The organism is Bacillus sp. SRI_025, assembly GCF_057592095.1.
The window spans coordinates 297,363-321,420 of record NZ_JBYEGB010000004.1 but is presented as its reverse complement, the minus strand read 5'-3'; the positions used below and the strand labels follow the sequence as shown (position 1 = coordinate 321,420).

Here is a 24,058-nt window from a genome sequence, read left to right as displayed (position 1 = left end):
CCTTTATGTCCTATATCAAAAATCATACGATTGTTTCATATTGGAGTAAATGAGAGAATATTCTTATTTTTTACAAAATATTTCATTTTTAAATTAGGTGTTTTGTATCTTCCCACCCCTTCATTCTATCGATCTCTTTCTATGAGAATAGAAAAAAACCGCCTAATTGGCGGTCTTTCCTTTTGTCAGCTCCACACATCTTTTACATATCTATTGTCATTTGCAAGGGCTGTCAGCCAATTTTCAGCTGTTTCCTTCGAGCATTGTTTCTCGTTTTGATAGAGATCGATTAGTGTAGCCTCTACATCTGGGGCCATGACTTTTCCGTCTCCGCACACGTAAAGGTAGGCACCTTGATCAAGCAATTCGATGAGCATGCCGCCTTCTTCTTTCAACAAATGCTGGACATATACTTTTTGCTCATCGTAACGAGAATAAGCACGATGGATATGGATAACTCCGTTTTGCGCGGCAAGCTGCATTTCATCAAAATATAGATCATCTTCCTCAGGGTGACGGCAGCCAAAATATAAGTGGGCTTCGCCTAGCTGCTTCCCTTCCTTCTGCCACACTTCTCTTGCCTGAACAAATCCTCTAAATGGAGCAATTCCTGTACCTGGTCCGATCATGATCATCGGCACTTCTGATGAAGGAGGCAGCTGGAATCCGTCTTGCGCTTCATGCAGGAAGCAGGCTACTTCTTCTCCTTCTTTTAGACCACATAAATAGGTTGAGGCAACTCCGGCATATTCTCCTCTGCCACTCCACGCTTTATCTTTTACAACTGCTACTGTGATACTGACTTTTTCTGCATCTACCTTAGGCGAGCTAGAGATCGAATAATAACGCGGTTTCAAACCTGGTAAAAGCGCCAAAAAGTGTACAAACGGCAGCTCGCACGCTTCATATTGATCTAATAAATCCAGCATGGTTACTCGTTTCTTTAAAATGGCTTCTTGATATGCTTCACCAGCCATCTCTTCAAGCTCCACGCGGTGAGGCGGACATACCGTATGTGCTGCGAGCTCTCTTAGCTGTGTACGTGTCGCAGGCTCTTGAAGCTCAACATGTGAGGCGAGTAATTCTTTGATTGGAATTGGCTGATCTAATGGTAAATGACTTGCCTCTTTCTCAGATGAAAGCTTAATATGCTGCTCTGGATTTAGTTTAAAGCGGCGGGTCACACGCTCAACGAGTGCATCACTATTTTTCGGTACAACCCCGATATGATCCCCTTCTTTGTATGCTTTTCCAGCAGGCAATTTCAATTCAATATGTCTTGTCTGCCTCGTGCTTGTTTCTGATTGTAATTCTTCATTTTTCAATACAACAGCTGAAAAGGCATCATATATTTTGGCTACAGGACGCTCCACTAGCTCATTCGTATAAGCAACTGATAGGTTTGGTTTTTCCTTCCCCTTTTCTTGGAAGGTGAGCTTAAATTCTTTTGCAAGCTGTTCAAAGACAGTTTTCTGGAAGATTTCTTTATCCTCATCCATATCACCGCCTGCATCACCTTCTCCTAAATCAGCTACACGTTTGGCACCTTTTTTTTCAAGGGCCTCATCAATCAGACGGGGGATCCGCTGGTACGTACTCGCCCAGTTTCGATCTCCGCATCCAAAGACCGCAAATGTCACGTTTGATAAATCCTGCTCCTCATCTTGCGCCAGCCAATCCACAAATTGCTTCGCATTGTCAGGCGGATATCCGTTGTATGAAGCGGTCACGATGAGGACAGCGCCTGTATCTGGCAATTGGCATGTATATTCATCAAGCGGCGCAGTGGTCACATCGAATCCTTTTGCTTTCCCGTCTTCCGCCAATTCGTTCGCTATTTGCTTTGCTGTGCCAAGATTCGATCCGTACAAAACTAGCAGCGGTGTACCGTGACTCGGCACTTTTGACTCACCAGATTGGTTGCTTTTTTTCGGTTCTTCTTTCGGTGGTGCCATAAAGAATTGTTGCTTCCTTGGCCGCACCTTGATTTTGAAATCGTTTGGTTTAATCGTCAGAGATTCTTTTAAATCAAGCTCATAAGATGTGTGATCAATTAACTCTAAATTATGCAGAACCATCGCGAGAACCATCGTAGCTTCATGCAGGGCAAACTGCATACCGATACATGCACGCTGTCCATTCCCAAAAGGCTTGTAAGCATGCTGCGGGATTTTCTCAGGATGCGTAAACCGCTCTGGTTTAAATTCTTCAGCATCCTCGCCCCATACCGCTGGATCACGGTGTAATTTAGGGAGCAGAACAGAGACACTTTGATTCTTGTGAATCGGATATTTTCCCCCGATTACTGTGTCCTCTTTCGCATAAAGAGAGAACGTAGGCGCGGTTGGCCAGAGGCGAAGGGCTTCATTTAACACCATACGAGTGTAGCTTAGCTTTTGCACTTGTTTAAATGTCGGCAATCCGCCTTGCAGCACCTCATCTGCTTCTTGGACAGCTTTCTTTAATTTCTCTGGATTCTTTAGTAAGAAATAAATCGCAAAGGATAGCAGTCCGCTTGTTGTTTCGTGCCCTGCAATTAAGAAGGTGATGATTTGATAACGGATATTTTCATCAGATAAACGTTCACCTGTTTCAGGGTCCTCTGCATGCAGCATAAGTGACAGTAAATCATCGCCTGTTTTATCTTGTTTTCTTCGTTCCTGTATAATGTCATCTACTAATCGCTTCATAAAATCGACATGCTGATCAAATTCTTTTCGTCTTTTGATCATGAGTTTATCGGCAATCGGCAATCGGCTCGACTGCTCCATTGCTTCATTTAAGCCTTTCATCATGCTCTCTATAAATGGATGCTGGTTTTCTTTATAAAAGCTGTTAAAGCGAAAATCAAAACCGCAAAGGCCGATCGTATCTAAAGTCAGCTTTGTCATATCCTCAGCTACTTCAATTTCTTCATCACGGCCTGTTCTTTGCCATTTTTGCACGAGTTGTGTGGCAATATCGAGCATCATTTCATGATAGCCCTTCATGGCCTGCTGGCTGAATGCTGGCATCAAGATTTGATGAGCCTTTCTCCAGTTCGGTTCTTCTGTCCAGCTCGTAAATAACCCATCTCCTGCAAAGGCTCTTACTTTACTGAGACTAGTCCCAATAAATTTATCAAAACGGCTCTCATCAAATACTTCTTGGACAAGCTCATGGCTGGAAACAAAAATACTTGTTGCATTTGAAAATTCAAACTGAAAGATCGGTCCTAATTCATCTGCCAGCCGCCAAAAGGATTGAGAAAGCTCCCCTTTTTTTATATGGGGAATATTTTTAAAAGGTCCGTATGTTTTTGGTTTTGGAATGATTGATGTTTGCTTCATATGCCCACTCCCTTTATCTCTTTATGATGCAACGCTGATGGCGCGCCATAAACATTGCTCAATCTCCTCTAAAAATTCAATTGTTGGCTCTATTTCTTCTGCAAGAATTTGTTTATGCAGCTGCACAAAAGCACCAAATACAATCGATAAAATGGTTCTGCCAGAGAGGTTTGGATGAATTCCATCCTTTTTCCCTTCTTCAAAGATAAGGAACAGCTCATGTAACAAATGCTGCATTTTCTCTTTGCTCGTTTCGTCTAAGTAATGGGACCGTTTATCAATCTCTAAAAAATACAGCCCGCTTGGATTCTCCTTTGTAAACAAAACCAAGCAATAAAATACATGCTTAAAGTACGCGCGAATACTTAACTTTGGATCTGGACTGTTTGTGTTCATTTTTTCGATAAATGCTGAGAGGCTGCGCTGGTACAAAATATTGACGAGTGCCTCTTTGCTGTCGAAATAACGGTAAATGGTGCCCGCTCCGACGTTTGCTCTTTTTGAAATCATCGGCATTGTGGTGCCATCAAAGCCTCGTTCTATAAATAGTTCCAGCGAAGCTTTCATGATCTGTTCTTGTTTATCAGTCACTGCTGGCATTTCATCCCCTCCTTTTGAAATATAGGAATGAACGTTCATTCCGAAAACGGTATATTATATTAATATTTCAATTTCATCTATTTATACTTAAACACACTTATTTTACTCCGTCACCACATTTTCTGAAAATAATAATAATTGAGAAATGATACCTAGGCAGATGACATCCAAAGGACTTATAAAGATTGTCAAATGTGTGTCATGCAGGTGTCATCGGCACTACACATTCATTCCTGATCGATTGGTGACTGAATGTGGTCGTCATATGTATCAATATACAAGCTTCCATTACTTGAACGGACAGCATAAACAATGTCCTTTAAGGACAGCTGCCTTTTTTTAAGCTCTTCTTCTATCCATTGCTCTGTTAAATGATTTTCATGTATGTTTTTTTGGATGAGTTTCCCGTCCATGATGACTTCAATCGGCATGTAACGCTCTGCCTTCATGAATAAATGAAGATCCTTCCGTGTGACATTTTCAAACGAAGGGTATTTTTTCACTGACATATGCCCATCTGTTTCAATCATGGCAAATTCAACTTCACTAATATCAAAGATGTCTTTTTCTCTCAGCTGCTGATTTAAATAATCAAGGGTATATCTCATTCCCTTCATATTTCCTTCAAGAATTTTTCCATTTTGTATGACAAGAGTTGGTTTACCAGCCATCAGCCCTCTCATCTTCCGGCTTCTTAATGCAATCAGGGAAATCACATAAATAATCATGACAAGTGACACAAAGGAAATCGTTGTGTGCTGTAGCGGCAGCGTTGTATTAAACGCCAGGTTTGCAGCAATTGAACCTAAGCTGATGGCTGCTATAAAATCAAAAATATTCATTTGCGCAATGGTTTGTTTCCCTAAAAGACGTGCTCCTCCAAATAAAATCGCAAAAGCAAACATCGTCCGAAGAATCACTTCAATATGTTCAGACATGCAAGTGTCCACCTTTCATTTGCATCAAAAAAAGCCTTTTCCTTAGAAAAGACTCTTTGTTAGACTATGCATTTATTTCATCATTATTCAATTGGGCAGTACTGCTTTGTTCAAATTGTGATCGCAGTTCAATAATTGAGCTATTCCTCACATGATCTGCTTCTTGCTCAAGAAGCCACGTATAGAACTTAGCTTGCTCCGCTGTTTGCAAAGCATGCATATATTTTTGCGAGGAACGCTTCTCTGCAACGCGCTGCTTGATCCCGCGCATCTGCTTCCAGAATTGATAATAAGGGAGCTTGAGTTTGGTCATAAAGCCGCGAGCGTCCTCCATGACATATCCCTCTTCTTTCATTGTGTCATCATGAGAGACCGCTTGATACCATTTATAAAAAGACGTCCAATCATGGAAAACAGCCACTTCCTGCTTGCTGGATATTCCCAGCTGCTTTCTTAATCTTTTCACTTCAGCGAATGGTGCTTTTTCGTAGCTTAACTGCCGCTTCACTATATCGAGTAAAATGAGTTGATCTTGTTCATATGTGATAATATGCGGATCTTTTTCTGGCAAAATGACTTCAAACACCAGAGATACATGCTGGTCACGGACGTATGATTTGATGTAGTCAGCTTGCACGTCATCGAAGGTCTTATAAAATAGCTCTTCGACCCAGGAGGCATGCTGATTTTGTTTCACATGTGATGTATACGATTTGGACGTAAACACCAATTCATCTTCCATTTCGTTATACCCAACAGTTCCTAAGTATCCATTTGCTTTATCATATACGGTGACAGGGAATTGTAAATGGTTCACTAAATGCTGCATTCTTGTCTCCGGACGCTCATCAATGTTAAAAAATTTATTGTAGCTTCTAGACACAATCTGCTTTGAAACCATGTTGACAAACAAACCTCTTGCCTTCACATTCACATCGTCCCACTGCCGCTCACTAAAAGCCTTTTTCGTAAAATTAAAAGATGAAATATGGTGTGGAAGCTTTAATTCCTGTACATATTCATGCTGATCTAAATGGGCTAAAAAATCATCCAGTGAAATATCTGGCTGAACAGCAGCTGATTGTTTTTTCTCAGAAGCTCTGTAGACTGGATTGTCAATTTCATGAGTCTTAATCCCTTCAGCCGTGATTTTCAACACCCGCAGCTGCCCCCCAAATTCAACCTGACCTTCTAGGTTATAAGATCTTTCCGCTGCGTGAATTGGCAGTCTGTATAAATTGCGATGACCGTGAATTTGGATGACATCCAGCCCAGCCGTGTTTTGAACAAACAAGTGATCAATGTCATCTGAATATTCTCCTACGCCGTGAATGAGCTGCTGTGTTGAGACATGCAGAAGCTCTTCTGGCAAATGAGCAAGCCCCCCGTGGGTAACAAGAAATGTCTGGCCATGGTATGTAAAATACGTAAGCTGGTGAAATGTTCTAACAAACTTTCGTACTTCTTTTAAATCAAAATCAGCTGCTTCGATTTCAGGCGCAGTATGACGATTAAACATATTGCTTTTGACCTTTTCACCATGCGCAAACCGGTATAAATGCTGATCATGATTGCCTTCAATGACGATGACATTCCGGCATTCTCTATGGGCAAGCATCCATTCTAATACTTCTTTGTTTTCTATTCCTCTATCAAGAAGGTCACCTGCGAAGATATAAAGTTCGTTTTCTTTGATATCTCCTTGCAAATAAGTGGTAAGTGCGGTGTAACAACCGTGAATATCCCCGAAAACATGAATGGCCTCATATTGATCAAAGGATCGAGGCTGATAGGTCATCACTTGCGGATATTCCTCCGGCTTCAAAACAGTCACCCATGACGGGACCTTTTCTGTTTTTAACCGCTCGTTCATTTGATACAAAACAGATTCACGCACCACTTTGTGAGATTCACGTGAGCGATTTTGTAAAAGAGCGGTCTCAAGGGGCACCTGCGTGAAATCGACGACATACACCCTATAACGATACGATGTCGCTAAAGACTTATATTGAGAAATTGATTTGCTTGAAATATGTGTCGCATCAATCACAGTAAAGTCTCCGCGCTCCATACGGGCTGTGAGTAAATCGAATAATAAAGACCAAACTTTGTGGTCATGCTTGCTTGAAATGTCTAGTTTCCCATTGACTGATAGCTGCGGCGGCTGGGTTAACAGCCGGATTTGATCCGCTGATAAAGTGTAAGGCTCTAAGCCTTGTTCTTTGATCCATGTTGATTTACCTACGCCTGGGAGACCTCGTAAAAGGACTAAAGTTCTCATATTGGTTCTCCTTTAATGAGTGATATTTTACCTATTATAGATAAATTATGGATAAATCTCAATCTTTTATTGATTATGGTAATATATAGATAGAAAGGGAGGTTTTACGTATGTTTAATGGAGAGAATATGGCATTCAACATGGGAGATCTTCTATTTCAAGTGTTCTCTCTTCTATTCATTGCCTTTATTGTGACAATCATTGTCCTCGCATTTCGAATGATTAGAAGAAAACGAATGGAATTGAAAAAAATCGAGGCAAGATTAAACAAAGTGATTGAAAAAAACGATCTAAAAGAGTAAAAAATCCGGGAGTTAACCGGATTTTTTTGTTTTCATCACGATTCCTTGACGCTGCTGCATCAAAAAGAAAAAGACACCTAAAAGAACAAGCAGACCGCCAAGCATTTGGAGCAGCGTGACTTTCTCTCCAAGAAGCCATACAGCAAGGATCGTTGCCCCAACAGGTTCTCCTAGTATACTCATTGAAATGGTTGTCGCATTAACATAAGTTAAAAGCCAATTATTAATGACATGAGACATAGTGGGAATGATAGCGAGCAATAAAAAGATTCCCCACTCCTTAGCCGGATAGCCTATAAAAGGGGTTTGCTGAAGCAGATTGAATAAAATTAAAAAAAGACCAGCAAAACCAAATACACAAAAACTATAAATCCAATGAGATATTTTTCTTACAGCCTGTTGACCTATTAACAAGTAACAAACAACAGCGATCACACTCAAAAAGGATAAAATATCTCCTAAGATGGCTTCCTTGCTATGACCAATATCTCCCCAGCCTATCATGAGGGCACCAACAATCGCTGCACACATCGTCAATAGAGCAGACATCGTCGTTCGTTCACGGAAAATGAGGAATCCGCCTAATAAGGACACCATCGGTTGTAGAGCGATAATAATGGTAGAGCTTGCCACTGTCGTCAGCTTCAGTGAGCCAAACCACAGCACAAAATGGAGGCCTAAAAAGAAGCCTGACATACATAAGAAAAACCAGTCTCTGCGTTTTATTGAGAGAAATTCTTTTTTTCTTGGCAGGATAAATGGCAGCATGAAAGCCGCCGCAAAGATCATTCGATACATACTTAAAATAGCAGCAGGTGCATTTGACCATTTCACAATGATTGCAGAAAACGAAATAGCAATTATCGAAATCACAAGTGGCAGTGCAATTGATTTCGTTTGAGCAGTTGTCTTGATTTCCATTAGCAGCTTCCTTTACATCAGCAGTAGATGAGCAGTTCATCTTATATGTCGTCATCTTACTATGTCCATTCACCTAGTGGCAAGATGATTTTTTAAAACTGGCGTCAACTTGTTGGATGAAAAAAAGCTTTCATTACGAAAGCCTTCATTCATCATCTATTAACAGATAAATGGCCTGAACTGGACCATGAACCCCTACCACTAAATTCATTTCAATATCGGCAGAATTACTTGGACCTGATATGAAATGGATGGCACCTTTCGCCTGCTCCCCCTCTTCTACTGAGCGATTAAGAGCCGAAACAGCCTGAATCATTCGCGGAATAATCGAGCTTTTCTCTATACACACGATATACATCATTGGCAAAAAATGCAGCGCTCTCCCTTGACCTTGATGGGATGAAAGGACAACTGTACCTGATTCTGCAAGGGTATAATCACTGAACACAACTGCATATTTCGCTTGTTCTGCCTGCCTTATGTTTTCTTCTCTTGATAGATCTGTATTCCAGCAGGCGATGGAAATCCCATCTCGTTGCAAGCTGTCAAACATAGGGCTGAAACCATATTGTTCAAAGCGATGATCACACGATGTCATCACAGCACCCTCACCATATTCTGTCATCAACAATCGTAATACCGAGGGCGCTTTCTCCGGTGTTGTTTCGACTACTCTTGTATGAATTTGCTGACATTGCTTTTTCAATTGCTCGACTAATTCATCTTTAGACAAACTTCCGTTTGTATCCCACTGGACTTGATGCTTCCATGCCGGCCGTTGAATAGAGGCAGATGGGGAAGAGTTTTTGCCTAATTGATGCTGGATATGAGATAAAAACGACTCTCGGTGAGAAATGGTCCCCTTCATCACTTCTCCTCCTTTTGTCTCTTTTTAAACCAATCCCTGAATCTTTCTTTACTTGGAACTGGCAGGTCACGAATATCTGTCCAATTCTTTAAAGGACCTATTCCTTTTGAAATTTGTCCGTTTGTCGCCATACGATTCATCAATGCAGGGGCTGCTTTTGTTCCAAATTGATACATCCCGGGAGACGCTGCCCCCATGCCAAACATTTTCATCGCCAGCATTTCAGCTTTAGGCGCTCTCCCCTCTTTTTCAACGATTACCTGTCTATGTTTAATCAATAACTCATGAAGTGGAATCTTCACTGGACAAGCATCCGTGCAGGCTGCGCACAGACTTGATGCAAAGGGGAGCTCCTTGTAGTCATCATAGCCGCCAAGAAGCGGCGAAAGAACAGCTCCGATTGGTCCTGGATAAATCGAACCGTACGAATGTCCGCCAACATGCCGGTAAACGGGGCAGACATTGATGCAGGCTGCACACCGGATACATTGGAGAACAGGCTGAAAGGCCGTTCCTAATATATTTGACCGCCCATTGTCCACAATGACCAAGTGGAATTCTTCTGGTCCATCCACTTCACCTTCTCCTTTTGGTCCCACTACAGAAATATAACTAGTTAATTTCTGGCCGACTGCGCTTCTGCACAAAAGACCCACAAGGACATCCAGTTCCTCCATCGTTGGAACAAGCCGCTCCATTCCCATAACGGCAATATGCGTCTTCGGTATAGCCGTGACAAGATCCGCATTCCCTTCATTTGTTACAAGGCAGATGGACCCTGTGTTGGCCACTGCAAAATTACAGCCGGTCACACCAATATCAGCTTCTAGGAATTTTTCACGCAAGATGGCTCTTACAAAATTCGTCATTTCTTCGGGTGTTTCTGACATCTCATACCCTAGCTTCTCATGAAATACTTCCCGTATTTGTTCTTTCGTCATATGAAGGGCAGGTGCCACAATATGTGAAGGCGGTTCATGATCATCCACTTGCAGAATATATTCGCCAAGATCGCTTTCTACTACCTCACAGCCGATCTCTTCAAGCGCTTGATTCATCTCGATTTCTTCTGTGACCATTGATTTTGATTTGACGACCTTTTTGGCTGCTTTTTTCTGTGCCACCTCTTGAATATATGCTGATGCCTCTTCCTTTGTTTTTGCAAAAAAGACATGGCCTCCTCGTGCACTTACACTTTCACTTAATTGATATAAGTAGTCATCAAGATGCGTCAGCGTATGCTGCCGGATTTCCTCACCAAGCTCACGCCACTTTTCCCAATTGCCAAGCTCCTCACTTGCAGTCAGCCGCCTTTTATACAGACGTTCCTGTGCTGAGGAGACAGCACCTCTCATGACAGCGTCTTCTAAACCTTTCCCGATCCGTTCTTTAAAGGCCTTTTCTCCAATTTTCATACTCATGTGCTGTTCCTCCTCTTAAAGTCCGCGGCTGTTTAATACTTCTGCGATGTGCATCACTTGGATGGGTTTATCAAGACGGTTCAGCCTCCCGCCAATATTCAGCAGGCAGCCGCAGTCAGCACCAATGATATAATCAGCGCCTGTCTCCTCTATGCTTTGTACTTTTTCGTCAACCATCTGCTCAGAAATAGGGGTCATTTTCACTGAAAAGGTTCCTCCAAATCCGCAGCAATTTTCTGCGCGGGGCAATGGTCTCATCGTCAAATCTTTGACATTTGACAACAGCGTAAAAGGCGCCTCCTTAATACGCAGCAGTCTCGTCATATGACAGGAGGTGTGATAGGCTGCGTTCCCTTTCAGGCTTGCTCCTACATCTGTCACGTGTAATATATCAACAATAAACTCTGTTAATTCATATGTTTTTGCGGCAAGTGCCTCAGCTTTGGCCGACCACACTCGGTCTTCTTTTAAAAGATGAGGATATTCTAAAAACATCGCCTTACACGAACCTGATGGTGTCACAACATATTCAGCTGACTCAAAGGCTTTGATCATGTTTTTCGCTGCTTTGATTGTCTCCTTTGTATAGCCGCTGTTAAAGGCTGGCTGTCCGCAGCACACTTGTGCTTCTGGAAATTCCACTTCAACACCGAGTCTTTCCAATACTTCCACTGTCGCCTTTCCTACATTTGGCTGCATCGTGTCGACTAAACAAGTAACGAATAAATGGACTTTCATCGGCGAACTTCCCTTCTATTGCTGCATTTTGATTCATCATTCTGATCATCTGATGATTAAATAACAGGCCTTAATTTCATTTTAATCCCAAATTTCTGAAATTTCAACGAAGTGATTTGTCTAAAATTTGTACTTATGGACTGTGTGACTAAATAAAAAAACGCCCTTTTCATAGGGCGTTTCAGCATGTAGACAAACCCTCGCATTCGTTGTCAGGTCTGCACTCCGGTGCTCACGAATGTCAAATTCGCTCCGCTCCGGTGCTCGCCCTTCCTAGACTGCAAAGGTTTTCTAACACGCTGAAAAGAAGACAAAGGGCTAAAATAAAAACCATTTTAGCCCTTTGTCAGCAATCTAAAAAACGCCCTTTTCATAGGGCGTTTTTGATGTTTATTTTGAAATCAATTCACGAATTCTTTCTTCAATAGGTGTTAACGGCCGTCCTAGTAATGTTTCGAAATCTTGGCTTTCGACAGCTAATGCACCATCGCGAATGCCGCTTTGAATGGCTTTGACAAATGGCACTGCTTCTTTTGGTACACCATTTGAAGCTAAAAATTCTCCAAATGTATCTACATCTATTTTTTCTACTTTGATTTCTTTTCCGCTCACCTTGCTGACAATTTGTGCAAGATCACTATGTGTCCGAAGCGGGCCTGACAGTTCATATATCTCCTGATCATGTACTGGAAGTGTTAACGCATTTGCTGCCGCTTCTGCGTAGTCATTTCTTGTTGCCCAGCCAACCTTTCCTTCGCCAATAGGGCTTAAAAATGGTGCGCCGCTGACTGACGCCAGAATCGTATCTTTTTCGTTTTCAACATACCAGTTGTTTCTTAAAAATACATGAGGAATGCCAGAGGCCAAAATGGCTTCTTCTGTTTTGGCATGGTCATTTGCAAGGACAAGCTGACTCTCTCTTGCATTGACAACACTTGTATAAGCAATAAAACTCACATTTGCTGCTTTTACCGCTTCGATTGCCGCTTTATGCTGCTGCACGCGGTCTCCATCTGCCGTTGAAATGATCAACAGACGGTCAATGCCCTCAAATGCTGATGTCAATGTGTCTGGCTGAGTAAAATCTCCACGGCGTACATCCACCCCAGCATCCTTCAAATGTGCTGCTTTTTGCGGATTTCGAACACTGACTGCAATTTGTTCAGCCGGTACTTTTGTAAGCAAATGCTTGACGACGAGCGATCCAAGTTGTCCCGTTGCGCCTGTTACTAATAATTTCATTTGTTGACCTCCTCATTTTTCGTTCAACGGTGATGTGCATTCGTTATAATCGAAATGGTTACAACAAAGGTGTAAAAAAAGCTCTAATGTACGAGCTTTTTTATTCCGCCTCTGTTAATAATTGCTGAATTGTCACTTGCTTTAGGTGATTCTCAAGTGCAGCTTGTGCTTCTTTTAGTTCATGCCGAAGTCTCGTGTCCATCGCTTGACCAATCGGGCATGCGATGACGGGCTGATGAAAGTTAAACAATTCTTCATCCTCGCTTACATCCACAGCACGATACACATCTAACAGCGTAATATCGCCGGCCGCTCTTTTTAAATAAGCACCGCCTACTCCGCGGCGAATCTCAATGAGACCCGCCCGTTTGAGCATTGCCATCATTTTTCGAACAATGGCTGGATTTGAATTCACGCTCTCTGCAATAAAATCACTAGTACACTCTTTTGGAACACCTGCAATAAATGACACAATATGAACAGCAATCGGATACCTGCTGCTAATTTGTTTCACAATCTTTCACCACCGTTGTAATCAATATAGTTACAATAAGTGATTTTGTCAATCAATAAACGGATTTTTCTTTCGTTCCCAATCCTCATACGTCATGATATCGTAGTCTTCTCCTGTATCAAGTTCAAGCGGAGCAATGCATTCAAGCAGATTCTCATCTGGGTCAAGAAAATAGATCGCTGCATGAAATTGCGGCGGATTATCGAGAACTAAAGGCTGCTTTTCTTCTGAAAAACCAAACATTGGGTGAATGCTGATGCCTCTTTCGATCAGCCAAGTCTTGATCTGTTCGATACTAGACGTTGTAATTTGAAAGGCAACGTGCCGAGTCGAGGGATGGTATGGAAAATGGTTCATATCTACTTTCCACAGGCCAAGCCAGCTCTTTCCTTTCTCAATCCATAAAAAAGCAACTCGTTCATTTTCATGAGCAAGTGTCAATTCCAATTTTTCATAAAACGCAATAGATGCCTTCAAGTCACTCACAGGTAAATGTGCTTCATATAAACCTTTCATCATCATCAAAATCACTCCTTTTCTACCTTCTATTCTGCAGGAGTTGATGATATTCTGCCTCAGCAAAACGATGTATTTTATCCCTAACATTAGTTTGAGAGACATCGTATGTTTGACCCTTTGCAGATGGGGGAAGGTGTTCAAATAAAATAACAGAAAGGAGCGGTTCATATGCCTTGGACGATGAACGATTATCCAGCTTCATTTCAATCATTAGACAACATCATTCGGAAAAAAGCACTTGAGATTGCCAATAAAATGATTCAGGAAGGCTATGAGGAAAATAAAGCCATTCCAATTGCAATCAGTCAAGCGAAAGAGTGGAAAAAGAATGCCACCGAGAAAGAGATAGAAAATTTCTCATCTCATGGTTCTGTCAAACCTTCTGAAGGCAGCAGCTCTGCGAGACCAGAGCTCATGGATCATGCGCAGCATGTAGTAAAACACGAGAAAGGCTGGGCGGTTCAAACAGAGAAAGCGAAACGAGCAAGCGAGGTCAAAGAAACAAAACAAGAAGCAATTGACCGGGCAAAGGAGATTTCAGCTAATAAAGGAACATCCGTTGTCATTCACCGAAAAGATGGGACGATTCAGGACGTGTTAAAGCCGCAATAAGACCGCTCGTCAGCGGTCTTAGCGTGTAGACAAACCCTCGCATTCGGTGTCAGTCCTGCGTGCCGGTGCTCACGAATGTTAAATTCGCTCCGGTACTCGTTCCTTCCTAGACTGCAAAGGTTTTCTATCACGCTGAAGGAAAACAAAAGGCTAAAATAAAGATCATTTTAGTCTTTTGTCAACAATTTAAGACCGCTTGTCAGCGGTCTTATTTTATGCATTCTTTTCTTTTTTCGCTGGAGTTTTTCTTTTCTTAGGCGCTGCTTTTTTCGCTTTGGCTGGTTTTGATCGGTCGATTGATGCCTGTAGTGCGGCCATTAAATCAGTCACATTGGATGCAGGATCTTTTTTACCTGTCGTTTCAGGTTGAACGGTATGTTCTCCAGATATTTTATCGCCAATTAAATTCATCAGCTGTTCTCTGTATTCATCCTGATATGCCGCTGGATCGAATGTCGTGGTCAGCTGCTCGATTAAAAGGAGCGCTGTATCTAACTCTTTCTTGACAATGTTCTCCTCTTGGGGGATATTCGGCACATCTGATACTTGTCTAATTTCGTCAGGGAAATGAATGGTTTCCATCAGCAAAATATGTTCATAGCACCTAACGATTGCTAATTGCTCCTTTGAGCGAATCATAATCTTAGCGACACCAATTTTTCCCGATTCCTCTAAAGCTTTTCTTAATAATGAATAAGCCTTCGCTCCGCCGGTATCCGGTGATAAGAAATAACTTCTTTCATAATAGATAGGATCAATCTCTTCAATCTTTACAAAATCAATGATTTCAACGGCTTTTTCTTCATTTTCTTTTCGAAGTTTTTCTAGCTCTTCATCGTCCAATTCAATAAATTTATTTTTCGCATATTCATACGCCTTCACAATTTGTTCTGGCGCTACCTCTTCACCGCAATTGGCACATACTTTCTTGTAGTTAATGGGCGTGTGACATTCTTTATGCAGCTGTCTTAATTTAATGTCTTTGTTCTCTGTAGCGGTAAACAGCTTGACTGGAATATTAACCAATCCGAAACTAATGCCGCCTTTCCATACTGTATGCATCGCGCTTCCTCCGTTCTTTTCTCCTTACTATGTAATGTTTTCACCATACTTATGTATGTGATTGAAAATTTCATCCCACTCTAAGAACACATGATATAAGGAAGTGACATGCACAATGAAACCTATGCGATTAACACCTGCACATGATATACCTGCCGGTGCAGACTGGGTGTATGAATTAAAATATGATGGCTTTCGGGCTATTCTTGTATGGAAAGAAGACGAGATTCGTTTAGAAAGCAGGACCGGAAAACAGCTAAATGAGCAATTTCCTGAAGTGATGGATCAGTGCGAACAATTAAGAGACGAATTTGCTCCCTTTTTACCACTGACACTTGACGGAGAATTGGTCTTTTTACTAAGTGAAGAGCAAAGTGAGTTTGCGAAGGTTCAACAAAGAGGCCGGCTGAAAAACAAAGAAGCCATCCAAAGACAGGCTGAACGATTTCCATGTCATTTCATTGCGTTTGATCTATTAAGATATAAAGGGAAACCTCTCGTTGATTTACCGTTGACGGAAAGAAAAAATCAGCTGCAACAAGTTTTCCAAGACGCAAAGCTCCCTTCATCAGTTCAGCTGAAGCACCCTTCCCTTCTGCAGGTCATTCATACAGATCCAGACTCTGAATACATGAAAAACTTGATGACGATGTATTTAGCAGAAGGATTAGTAGCGAAAAAAAAGACGAGTAAATGGCATGACAATACTCGTTCAAAAGAATGGCTGAAAATAAAAAACTGGCGGTATGTATCTGTCATTGTAACCCGTTTTGACAAAGAAAATGGCTATTTCCAAGGCTCCATTTATCAAGATTCGGCTCTCATAGAGGTTGTCCAATTCAAGCATGGATTTTCTAAAGAAGAAGAACAAACACTGCGCACGCTATTTCAGACAAATGGCCAGTTAACAGGAGGATCAACATATGAAATCCCTCCTTCTATCGTTGCCAGCATTGCGTGTATATCCTTTGATGGATCGGCTTTAAGAGAGCCGCGTTTTTCTTCCTTTTTACTAGATGCAGATCCAGCAGCATGTACAATTCAGCAAATGCTCAAACAGCTGTATCCACTCCCTGCTGTTATAGACGTCACTCACCCTGAGAAACCGATTGTCCCGGCCCTTCAACTGAACAAGGCAGATTACTTACTTTATTTAAGACAAGTGGCTCCCTATCTTTTGCCCTTTTTACGTGAAAGGCGTCTTACTTTAATTCGGTATCCGCATGGCAGTGGAGACGAATTCTTTTATCAAAAGTCAACTCCTGATTATGCGCCGGATTTTGTTTTGACAGATGAAGTTGATGATATTTCTTACACGGTCTGTAATGATCCTCGTACGCTTCTTTGGCTTGGCAACCAGCTAGCGATGGAATTTCATATCCCTTTTGAAACAAGAGATACGGATCGGCCGACAGAAATCGTCTTTGATCTGGACCCGCCATCTGTAAATGAGTTTCATCTAGCTATCGAAGCTGCTAAACGAATCAAAGTGCTTTTAGACGGACTTTTTCTCACAGCCTTTATTAAAACAAGCGGAGGCAAAGGGCTTCAAGTCTATATTCCTTTAAAGAAAAACGCCTTCACTTACGAAGAAACAAGACAATTCACTGCGTTTATATGCCAATTTTTATGTGAGCAAGCACCGGATCTATTTACTCTGGAACGTCTTAAGAAAAATCGCGGCAATCGCTTGTATTTAGACTACATTCAGCATGATGCTGGAAAAACAATTATCGCTCCATATTCCCCGAGAGGAAATGAGCTTGGACTTGTTGCGACACCGCTTGAATGGGACGAACTCTATCATGATGAGCTTCATCCTACTCTTTTTACGATGCCAGCTGTCATAGAGCGTTTAAAGGAAAAAGGCGATCCGTTCCGCCGCATGAGGCACCTTGTGAATGATGATGCTTTTAGACAAGTCTTACATCAGCTTGCACACATGTGACCTTCTCATCAGATGGACATCCGCGGTCATGAAGCGTTACACTTATTCATTAGAGAGGAAGAAAGGGATGACGATTTTGACCGCACATTCATTTCGTAATACAGCTTTGATTTGCTTATGTCTTTCCGCAGGAATTGTGGATGTAATTGGCTATTTAAGCCTAGGGCATGTGTTTACAGCCAATATGACAGGTAATATTGTGCTGCTTGGCATTGCAGCAGGAAGCTCCTTGCAGCTAACGGCCCTGCATTCCATCATTGCTCTAAGTGGATTCGTTTTAGGGGTTTTACTTGCAGTTGTGGTAGGCGGGAAGCATGAGAAAGCGTTTTGGCCAAAAGCCGTGACACGCATTTTTATCATAGAAGTGATGATTTTGCTTCTATTTGCTCTCATGACCATTTTCCCTTATACACAAGGTGCTTACTTTATGCTGATCATCCTTTTAAGTATGGCCATGGGCATGCAGACAGCAGCCGCTCGTAAATTGAATGTTGCTGGCATTTCTACAACTGTTCTCACGAGTACACTCGCTAATCTATTTGAAGATGCAGCTCAGCGCATATCATACAGGGAAAAAAGAAAAGCCCCTATTCAGCATGTGAGCTTGCTGCGAATTGGATCTATTGTCTTTTACTGCCTAGGTGCGGCTATTGCTGCATACACAGATCGTTACGACCCGTTTATCATCATTTGGCTGCCTATCATCATCCTAGGAATCATTGTGATAACAGCTGGATTGAAGCACTTTCACCAATTGAAATAGCCTCTCTTTAGAAGGCTATTTCAATGATTGTGATCTTACACTAATAACTCCTCACATAAAATCCAGGAGGGCGCCCCATGATGAACGTAGAACCATATGGATATCCAGAAAATGTCCCGAATCCTCCGTACCCGGGAAAACCGCCTAAGCCAGAGAATACACCAGGGCTCAAATAATATCCGCCAAAGCCGATATGGGAACCAACTGGCCCAATATGTGCCCCGCCTCCGCTAAAACCGCCTCCATGAAAACCACCATAAACCCGTGGATACATACAATCACCTGCCTTCAAATCAGACCTTATCTCATCATATGCATGACAAAAGGGGCGGTGCTCCTGCTTTTTCTTTTCCTTCTATGTACATTAGACCAATTTGATAAAATTTGAATGAAAAGTCCTGCAAAAAATTAAATTAAGCAAAGAAAAGTGACCTTTTTAACTTGTTGCTCTGCCCTATGTTTATTTAGAATAATGGAGCAGGTAATAAATTTGCACACCCCCTTTGTTGCGAATTCTTCTTATTAAACGTTCTTGTAGCGTTTAATAAGAAGAGCCTATTAAAACACAAAAAACCCTTGCTGACGATATCAACAAGGGCGAGAGATACATGGTATTAACCACCAATGATTTTTTCTGCAACTTCGAATGAACCCGCAACGTTTTGCGATAGAACAGTCGCAGCGACCGCTAAACCGACAACAAATAATACTTTTAATCCTGTTTTCATCTTAAATCAACCCCATTCTTTTCATATGTAAATCCGCTTCTAAACTTTTGTTCAAGTAAAAAACAGACTGCTCATAAAGTGCTTGCTTTTCACAATATTTTGCTGCAAATTGTGATAGCTCTTTTACTTCATGATATTCATTCTTCTGTTCTAACTTTCTTAATTTCTCATCAATTTGCTGAAATCTTTGTGGCGCATGCGTTAAGTAAAGATCATGTACGATGCCTATTTTTAGCTGAAACACTTCATGCGAAGCATCCTTTATTCTGGCATATGCAGCCTCTATATATTGGCTTGCACGCTGCTTTTCACCAATCACACAGAGTTCCCGGCTGATCAGATACGTAGAATGGAAAAAGAAATCTGAATCATAGTACTCTTGATGGGACAGTGCTTTTTCAAGATGACGTATCGATTCCTTGGGTTTGTTCCAAAATGAATATAAAATGGCCACATTGTGATGAAGCTGAGCCAGCATAAAATCATCCTGCTCACTTGTCAAAACTTCTTCTGCCAGACGATAATTCTCAAGCGCCTCTTCATACCGGCCGATCTCTGTTAGATTCGCTGCTATAAGAGAGTATGAAAGGGCCGTTCTTCTTTCATACTGCTTGTGCCGCTTATAGACGTGGAGCGCTCTGCGGATATAGCTTAATGAGAGCATGATATGACTAAGCCGGTAGTAAAGCCATGCCACTTTAAAATCGAAATCAGCACGTTCTATCTCACTTGGAATTTTATCTAAGAGCTTTTCAGCACTTTGATACATTTGCAATGCAACCTCATAATTACCTTGATGCTGCTCATACACACCCTCATAGAAATCGAAATAATAGGCAAGACGATTAGACAGGTCATCTTCTTTTTTTCCATAATGACCCTCTATACTTTTCGTTGAAACATTGCCCTTTTGCCCTCTTAAATTGTACATAAGAATGTGATGTCTTTTCTCAAGAAGAGAATAGTATATGAGGATATCCGCATCGTCAATTTCCTCTACTGCTTGTTTCGCTTTGGCAAATAACCGTTCTGCCTCATCTGCATGATCTTTTTTGATTTCCATGTTCCAGTCATTTAATAATGATGCCAATTCCGCAACAGGAACTTTGCTCATTCTACACCCCCAATCACCTTCAGCTACAGCACATGATTTCACTAAATATGGAACTTCTATTAGCAATTGCTAATTCGTCCATTTGACATCATTTTAATATGAATCACTTGAATCTTCAATAACCGTTTCCATTGAAAGTGCGTTTCTTTCTTCTAGTCAATGATATTTGCCTAAAAATTTAGCCTTTTTTTAAAAAAGAACATCTCAAAATGAAAAAAGCCCTTTTTGGGGCTTTTTGATCTTATTCCAATCGTATGATGGTTAATGCCGCTCCAACCGATCCTCCTCCAAGTAAGACAACTGTTGCGACCACTCCGAAAATTTGGAGAGAAATTTGGTTACCTGCTGTAAGCGTTGTAATAAGTGATACATTGTAGGTAGATGCCGATAAAGCGGGTGATAAAATAGAGCCTGGAATGGCAGATCCGCTGTTGACAATCCTCGTTCCAGCAAGCAGTGCTACGCTTGTGTTCACTTGATACGTGATGAAATAGCGACCTGAGACTGGCACTGTAAATACCGTATTTCCACCACTTGCCGTAAAACCATCTAAAGTCTGATTATTAGACAAAGAAACAGCTGTTCCGCCTAAGACAACGAGAACTGTACTTCCCGACGTATTGGACGCGTACATTGAGTTAGCCGTTACACTTGTTCCGGTTGGACCGGTTACTCCCGTCGAGCCGGTGGCTCCGGTTGGACCTGTTACTCCCGTTGGGCCGGTTATTCCCGTCGAGCCGGTTACTCCCGTTGGACCGGTTACTCCCGTCGAGCCGGTTATTCCCGTTGAGCCGGTGGCTCCGGTTGGACCGGTTACTCCCGTTGAGCCGGTGGCTCCGGTTGGACCTGTTACTCCCGTTGGGCCGGTTATTCCCGTTGGGCCGGTTACTCCCGTTGGACCGGTTACTCCCGTTGAGCCGGTTATTCCCGTTGGACCCGTTGGGCCGGTTACTCCCGTTGGGCCGGTTATTCCCGTTGGGCCGGTTATTCCCGTTGAGCCGGTTATTCCCGTCGAGCCGGTTACTCCCGTTGGACCGGTTATTCCCGTCGAGCCGGTGGCTCCGGTTGGACCCGTTGCTCCCGTTGGACCGGTTACTCCCGTTGGACCGGTTATTCCCGTCGAGCCGGTGGCTCCGGTTGGACCCGTTGCTCCCGTTGGGCCTGTGGCTCCCGTTGGGCCGGTTATTCCCGTTGGACCGGTTACTCCCGTTGAGCCGGTTATTCCCGTTGGACCCGTTGCTCCCGTTGGGCCGGTTACTCCCGTTGGACCGGTTATTCCCGTCGAGCCGGTGGCTCCCGTTGGACCCGTTGCTCCCGTTGGGCCTGTGGCTCCCGTTGGACCCGTTGCTCCCGTTGGGCCTGTGGCTCCCGTTGGGCCGGTTATTCCCGTTGGACCCGTTGCTCCCGTTGGGCCGGTTATTCCCGTTGGACCCGTTGCTCCCGTTGGGCCGGTTATTCCCGTCGAGCCGGTTACTCCCGTTGGACCAGTTATTCCCGTCGAGCCGGTGGCTCCGGTTGGACCCGTTGCTCCCGTTGGACCCGTTATACCTCCACACATATTAAGTTGGGCGCACATGTCTCTCACTACTTTCAATCTGTGGAATCTTCAAGACATACACACTAATACTGATAATTGAGAGAAAAAGAAACGACAATACTTCCAGTCGAGGTCCCGCCAGTAGCTACAATCCCAATGGAGTTCAGGTCATTAAGCGTAATGGATTGACTCTCCCCTGGAGGTACTGTGAAATCTGGAACAGCCGCACCGTTTACCTCTAATGTCACAGTAGGTGCTACAGCTGCGATCCCATTGTTTTCCACCATAATGGTCCCGTTTATGACAAATGGTGTTCCGTCTGTCCAGACAACAACTGCATCAGCAGCTGCTGCTAAATCGACCGTGAAGCATACTGCATCATTCACAAAGCCTGTTTGCTCATTACTACACCCGCCTAAAATAGCCATTATAACCCTCCTTCAACCTATTCTTGATAGACTATGATCTAGTGATCTACGAAGATTGTGCGATTATCCCAAACTTAAAGCCTTATTTTCTTCCTTTGTACCATGTTTAATTGTATTTCTAATCGCGCTTGCACGTTTTCAGCAGCTTGATTCTTTAAAATCAACATCATATCTTTCACCGTAACCGCCCGGCTTTCTCCCTTTTGGACATAGATGTCATGACATGTTTTTTTTGTTTGAATGGTGATAGAAACTGGCACATTTTGATCATCATGATGATGCAAAACCACTGTTGCTGTATTCAGTAATTTTGTTCCATTACGCCATATTTCAACCGAACTGGACGATGCTGAAAAACAAAGAAGGATGTGATGAGATTCAATGTTCTTTAATATGAGCGCATCATATACAGGCAGCTTCACTTTCATCAATCCGCATAAAAAAGACAGGTCGACAAGGATTTTTGAGCTGGATCGATACAAGACTTTCTGACAGCACGACGATCTCATGCAACACGGAACAAGAAGCTCTAACACCACACAATTCTGTTCTTCATTGATGGAAATCAAAGAAAAATAACAAGTCTTAAATATACTTCTCTCAAAGAACACCCATGAGTAGAAAGGTTCCCCATCTTCCATGATGAGCAAAAAAGGAGAACTCAATGAACGTTTGTGAGTAAAGCCATCATTTTTTTTTTGATTGTTTATCTCTTTCAGTTTACTCATCAACAGTTTTGTCACTTTCCATCAGCCCAATTCAATGCTGTATACAAATCCATATGGTCTTTTATCATATGTGCCTTTGACTATTTTGTGCGATTGCCTAAGGACCATCGGCACCAGTCATCAGCGCAGCTTTTCATTTATCCAGTTTCTTTATATAATATGATCAATCACTTACACGCCTCAGTAGCTCTAGAAGGGAAGAGCGCCGTAAAACAAATTGTAGCTGGCGGGTCGCAAGGCAAGGGTTTCAGAAGCACCGAAAAGCACATGAGCTGAGACAGGTGAGATTCCTGTCGGTGAAATTCCGTAGGGAAGCGTGTTGCCCCTAGCCTATGCTTACGAAAGGAGTGCGGGTTCGAATCCCGTCTGAGGCTTATGAGGTCGATGGAAATGGAGGATAAACATCATGCATGTGTTTGAAGAATATATCAGCAACATCGGTAACCCCGAGCTGAAGCAGCGCACTCAAGACATCTTACAATGGGTAGAAGACACATTCCCTCAATTAGAGCCAAGAATTGCTTGGAATCAGCCTATGTTCACAGATCACGGTACATTTATTATTGGGTTTAGCGTCGCAAAACATCACATTTCTGTCGCACCAGAAGGAAAAGGAATTGATCAATTTTCAGCTGACATTGTACAAGCTGGGTACGATCATGGAAAAAAGATGTTTCGCATGAAAGAAAGCTTGCCAGTTGATTATCCTCTCCTGAAAAAAATCATTGAATTTAATATCGAAGACAAAGCGGATTGTTCAACGTTTTGGCGAAAATAAACAGTACCCCGATCTCAGCGTTAACAGATCGGGGTATTTTACTGCTTCATGTTATTTTGTTCTCTTCCCTACCAATTTCTGTTCAAGCCACTCATAACATGACAAGATGGAATTAACACTTTTTTGACATATCGGCAAATATACAACAGCAGCGGCTGTTAGACACGCTATAGCAGCTCCTGCGAAGACATCAAATGGATAATGAACACCTACCCAAATCCTTGAAAATCCAACAGCACACGCAATGATCAGCCAATAAAAATGGCGTTTATGAAACAGCCAAAAGATCAAGCAAATCGAAAAAATAAAGATGGTATGATCACTCGGAAACGAGTTATTCACTTCCTTTTGAATCAAAAGATTGACGTGGCTCATTTCTGCAAAGGGCTGCTGATTGAAATAAAACACCCCTGCGATTTTCCCGAGTAACTCTGCCAATATGAAGGTCAGTCCAGCAGAAACGACCATCGCCCTATTGTACCTGCTGCGATTTTGAAACCATACAAACAGACACATGAGTGCTGCCAGCAGCACTGTATATTCAGCTAGTCCAATAAATATCGGATTCAAGGAACCATAATCAATACTGAGCTGATTCACCCACCTAAACAAATCTTCATTAAATCCCCGCATCTCATTTCATCCTTTTTTACTTGATTTATGATAAGGATAATTGAAATGAGATGT

The 24,058-nt window shown here is 42.3% G+C and carries 23 protein-coding genes; 5 read left to right on the top strand and 18 right to left on the bottom strand.

What is annotated here, in order from left to right; translation table 11 throughout:
- Nucleotides 1-185: 185 nt before the first annotated feature.
- From AC20OE_RS13890 to AC20OE_RS13875, 4 genes are all read right to left on the bottom strand, one after another.
- Nucleotides 186-3,329: a bifunctional cytochrome P450/NADPH--P450 reductase gene (locus tag AC20OE_RS13890; RefSeq protein WP_099663298.1), complete on the bottom strand. Its 3,144-nt coding sequence runs from the start codon at nucleotides 3,327-3,329 to the stop codon at nucleotides 186-188.
- Between the two features lie 21 nt (nucleotides 3,330-3,350).
- Nucleotides 3,351-3,929: a TetR/AcrR family transcriptional regulator gene (locus AC20OE_RS13885; RefSeq protein WP_041109214.1), complete on the bottom strand. Its 579-nt coding sequence runs from the start codon at nucleotides 3,927-3,929 to the stop codon at nucleotides 3,351-3,353.
- Nucleotides 3,930-4,156: 227 nt separating this feature from the next.
- Complete coding sequence (locus tag AC20OE_RS13880; RefSeq protein WP_058838689.1) at nucleotides 4,157-4,867, bottom strand: DUF421 domain-containing protein; 711 nt, start codon at nucleotides 4,865-4,867, stop codon at nucleotides 4,157-4,159.
- A 64-nt stretch (nucleotides 4,868-4,931) separates the two neighbouring features.
- Complete coding sequence (locus tag AC20OE_RS13875; protein WP_487268906.1) at nucleotides 4,932-7,148, bottom strand: RNA ligase; 2,217 nt, start codon at nucleotides 7,146-7,148, stop codon at nucleotides 4,932-4,934.
- Between the two features lie 110 nt (nucleotides 7,149-7,258).
- Between AC20OE_RS13875 and AC20OE_RS13870 the strand changes: the two genes are divergently transcribed.
- Nucleotides 7,259-7,450, top strand: coding sequence for a TIGR00366 family protein (locus AC20OE_RS13870; protein WP_039178883.1), 192 nt, complete (start codon nucleotides 7,259-7,261; stop codon nucleotides 7,448-7,450).
- Between the two features lie 12 nt (nucleotides 7,451-7,462).
- On the opposite strand, the gene AC20OE_RS13865 is transcribed toward AC20OE_RS13870, so the two are convergent.
- The 7 genes from AC20OE_RS13865 to AC20OE_RS13835 form a co-directional block, all read right to left on the bottom strand.
- Nucleotides 7,463-8,371 carry a DMT family transporter gene (locus tag AC20OE_RS13865; protein WP_039178879.1) on the bottom strand — a complete coding sequence of 303 codons (909 nt, stop codon included), beginning with the start codon at nucleotides 8,369-8,371 and terminating at the stop codon, nucleotides 7,463-7,465.
- Between the two features lie 145 nt (nucleotides 8,372-8,516).
- Nucleotides 8,517-9,239, bottom strand: a complete 723-nt coding sequence (locus AC20OE_RS13860) for a LutC/YkgG family protein (protein WP_059375419.1) — start codon at nucleotides 9,237-9,239, stop codon at nucleotides 8,517-8,519.
- Nucleotides 9,239-10,660 carry a LutB/LldF family L-lactate oxidation iron-sulfur protein gene (locus AC20OE_RS13855; RefSeq protein WP_099663294.1) on the bottom strand — a complete coding sequence of 474 codons (1,422 nt, stop codon included), beginning with the start codon at nucleotides 10,658-10,660 and terminating at the stop codon, nucleotides 9,239-9,241. Before AC20OE_RS13855 ends, AC20OE_RS13860 begins: the two co-directional genes overlap by 1 nt.
- A 15-nt stretch (nucleotides 10,661-10,675) precedes the next feature.
- Nucleotides 10,676-11,398 (bottom strand): (Fe-S)-binding protein, encoded by a 723-nt coding sequence (locus tag AC20OE_RS13850; protein WP_058838693.1) that lies wholly within the window; start codon nucleotides 11,396-11,398, stop codon nucleotides 10,676-10,678.
- 390 nt (nucleotides 11,399-11,788) lie between these two features.
- Complete coding sequence (locus AC20OE_RS13845; RefSeq protein WP_099663293.1) at nucleotides 11,789-12,640, bottom strand: SDR family oxidoreductase; 852 nt, start codon at nucleotides 12,638-12,640, stop codon at nucleotides 11,789-11,791.
- 100 nt (nucleotides 12,641-12,740) lie between these two features.
- Nucleotides 12,741-13,154, bottom strand: coding sequence for an Rrf2 family transcriptional regulator (locus AC20OE_RS13840; RefSeq protein WP_059375422.1), 414 nt, complete (start codon nucleotides 13,152-13,154; stop codon nucleotides 12,741-12,743).
- Nucleotides 13,155-13,202: 48 nt separating this feature from the next.
- Nucleotides 13,203-13,676, bottom strand: a complete 474-nt coding sequence (locus tag AC20OE_RS13835) for a VOC family protein (RefSeq protein WP_052196523.1) — start codon at nucleotides 13,674-13,676, stop codon at nucleotides 13,203-13,205.
- Between the two features lie 165 nt (nucleotides 13,677-13,841).
- Here AC20OE_RS13835 and AC20OE_RS13830 point away from each other — a divergent pair, with 165 nt between their 5' ends.
- Nucleotides 13,842-14,285, top strand: a complete 444-nt coding sequence (locus tag AC20OE_RS13830; RefSeq protein ID WP_099663292.1) for a DUF2188 domain-containing protein — start codon at nucleotides 13,842-13,844, stop codon at nucleotides 14,283-14,285.
- A 213-nt stretch (nucleotides 14,286-14,498) separates the two neighbouring features.
- Here the strand turns inward: AC20OE_RS13830 and ku are convergent, their stop codons facing one another.
- The gene (gene ku, locus AC20OE_RS13825) at nucleotides 14,499-15,347 is read right to left on the bottom strand and encodes a non-homologous end joining protein Ku (RefSeq protein ID WP_048240214.1); all 849 of its coding nucleotides are present in this window, start codon (nucleotides 15,345-15,347) and stop codon (nucleotides 14,499-14,501) included.
- Nucleotides 15,348-15,462: 115 nt separating this feature from the next.
- On the opposite strand from ku, the gene AC20OE_RS13820 reads away from it, so the two are divergent.
- Both AC20OE_RS13820 and AC20OE_RS13815 read left to right on the top strand, forming a co-directional pair.
- Nucleotides 15,463-17,295, top strand: coding sequence for a DNA ligase D (locus AC20OE_RS13820; RefSeq protein WP_099663291.1), 1,833 nt, complete (start codon nucleotides 15,463-15,465; stop codon nucleotides 17,293-17,295).
- A 67-nt stretch (nucleotides 17,296-17,362) separates the two neighbouring features.
- Entirely contained in the window at nucleotides 17,363-18,058 is a 696-nt protein-coding gene (locus tag AC20OE_RS13815) for a YoaK family protein (RefSeq protein WP_099663290.1), read from the top strand.
- Nucleotides 18,059-18,098: 40 nt separating this feature from the next.
- Here the strand turns inward: AC20OE_RS13815 and AC20OE_RS13810 are convergent, their stop codons facing one another.
- The 5 genes from AC20OE_RS13810 to AC20OE_RS13790 all read right to left on the bottom strand — a co-directional run bounded on the left by AC20OE_RS13810 (nucleotide 18,099) and on the right by AC20OE_RS13790 (nucleotide 22,593).
- Nucleotides 18,099-18,332: a hypothetical protein gene (locus tag AC20OE_RS13810; RefSeq protein ID WP_024425111.1), complete on the bottom strand. Its 234-nt coding sequence runs from the start codon at nucleotides 18,330-18,332 to the stop codon at nucleotides 18,099-18,101.
- 455 nt (nucleotides 18,333-18,787) lie between these two features.
- Nucleotides 18,788-19,900 carry a response regulator aspartate phosphatase gene (locus tag AC20OE_RS13805; protein ID WP_099663289.1) on the bottom strand — a complete coding sequence of 371 codons (1,113 nt, stop codon included), beginning with the start codon at nucleotides 19,898-19,900 and terminating at the stop codon, nucleotides 18,788-18,790.
- Between the two features lie 241 nt (nucleotides 19,901-20,141).
- Nucleotides 20,142-21,476: a BclA C-terminal domain-containing protein gene (locus AC20OE_RS13800; RefSeq protein WP_487268905.1), complete on the bottom strand. Its 1,335-nt coding sequence runs from the start codon at nucleotides 21,474-21,476 to the stop codon at nucleotides 20,142-20,144.
- 44 nt (nucleotides 21,477-21,520) lie between these two features.
- Nucleotides 21,521-21,865: a DUF3992 domain-containing protein gene (locus tag AC20OE_RS13795; RefSeq protein ID WP_047203956.1), complete on the bottom strand. Its 345-nt coding sequence runs from the start codon at nucleotides 21,863-21,865 to the stop codon at nucleotides 21,521-21,523.
- 74 nt (nucleotides 21,866-21,939) lie between these two features.
- Nucleotides 21,940-22,593, bottom strand: a complete 654-nt coding sequence (locus AC20OE_RS13790; RefSeq protein ID WP_099663287.1) for a CotZ-related putative spore coat protein — start codon at nucleotides 22,591-22,593, stop codon at nucleotides 21,940-21,942.
- A gap of 406 nt (nucleotides 22,594-22,999) precedes the next feature.
- Between AC20OE_RS13790 and AC20OE_RS13785 the strand changes: the two genes are divergently transcribed.
- Entirely contained in the window at nucleotides 23,000-23,371 is a 372-nt protein-coding gene (locus AC20OE_RS13785; RefSeq protein WP_058837630.1) for an iron chaperone, read from the top strand.
- Nucleotides 23,372-23,422: 51 nt separating this feature from the next.
- On the opposite strand, the gene AC20OE_RS13780 is transcribed toward AC20OE_RS13785, so the two are convergent.
- Nucleotides 23,423-24,004, bottom strand: coding sequence for an undecaprenyl-diphosphatase (locus AC20OE_RS13780; protein WP_487268904.1), 582 nt, complete (start codon nucleotides 24,002-24,004; stop codon nucleotides 23,423-23,425).
- Nucleotides 24,005-24,058: the final 54 nt, after the last annotated feature.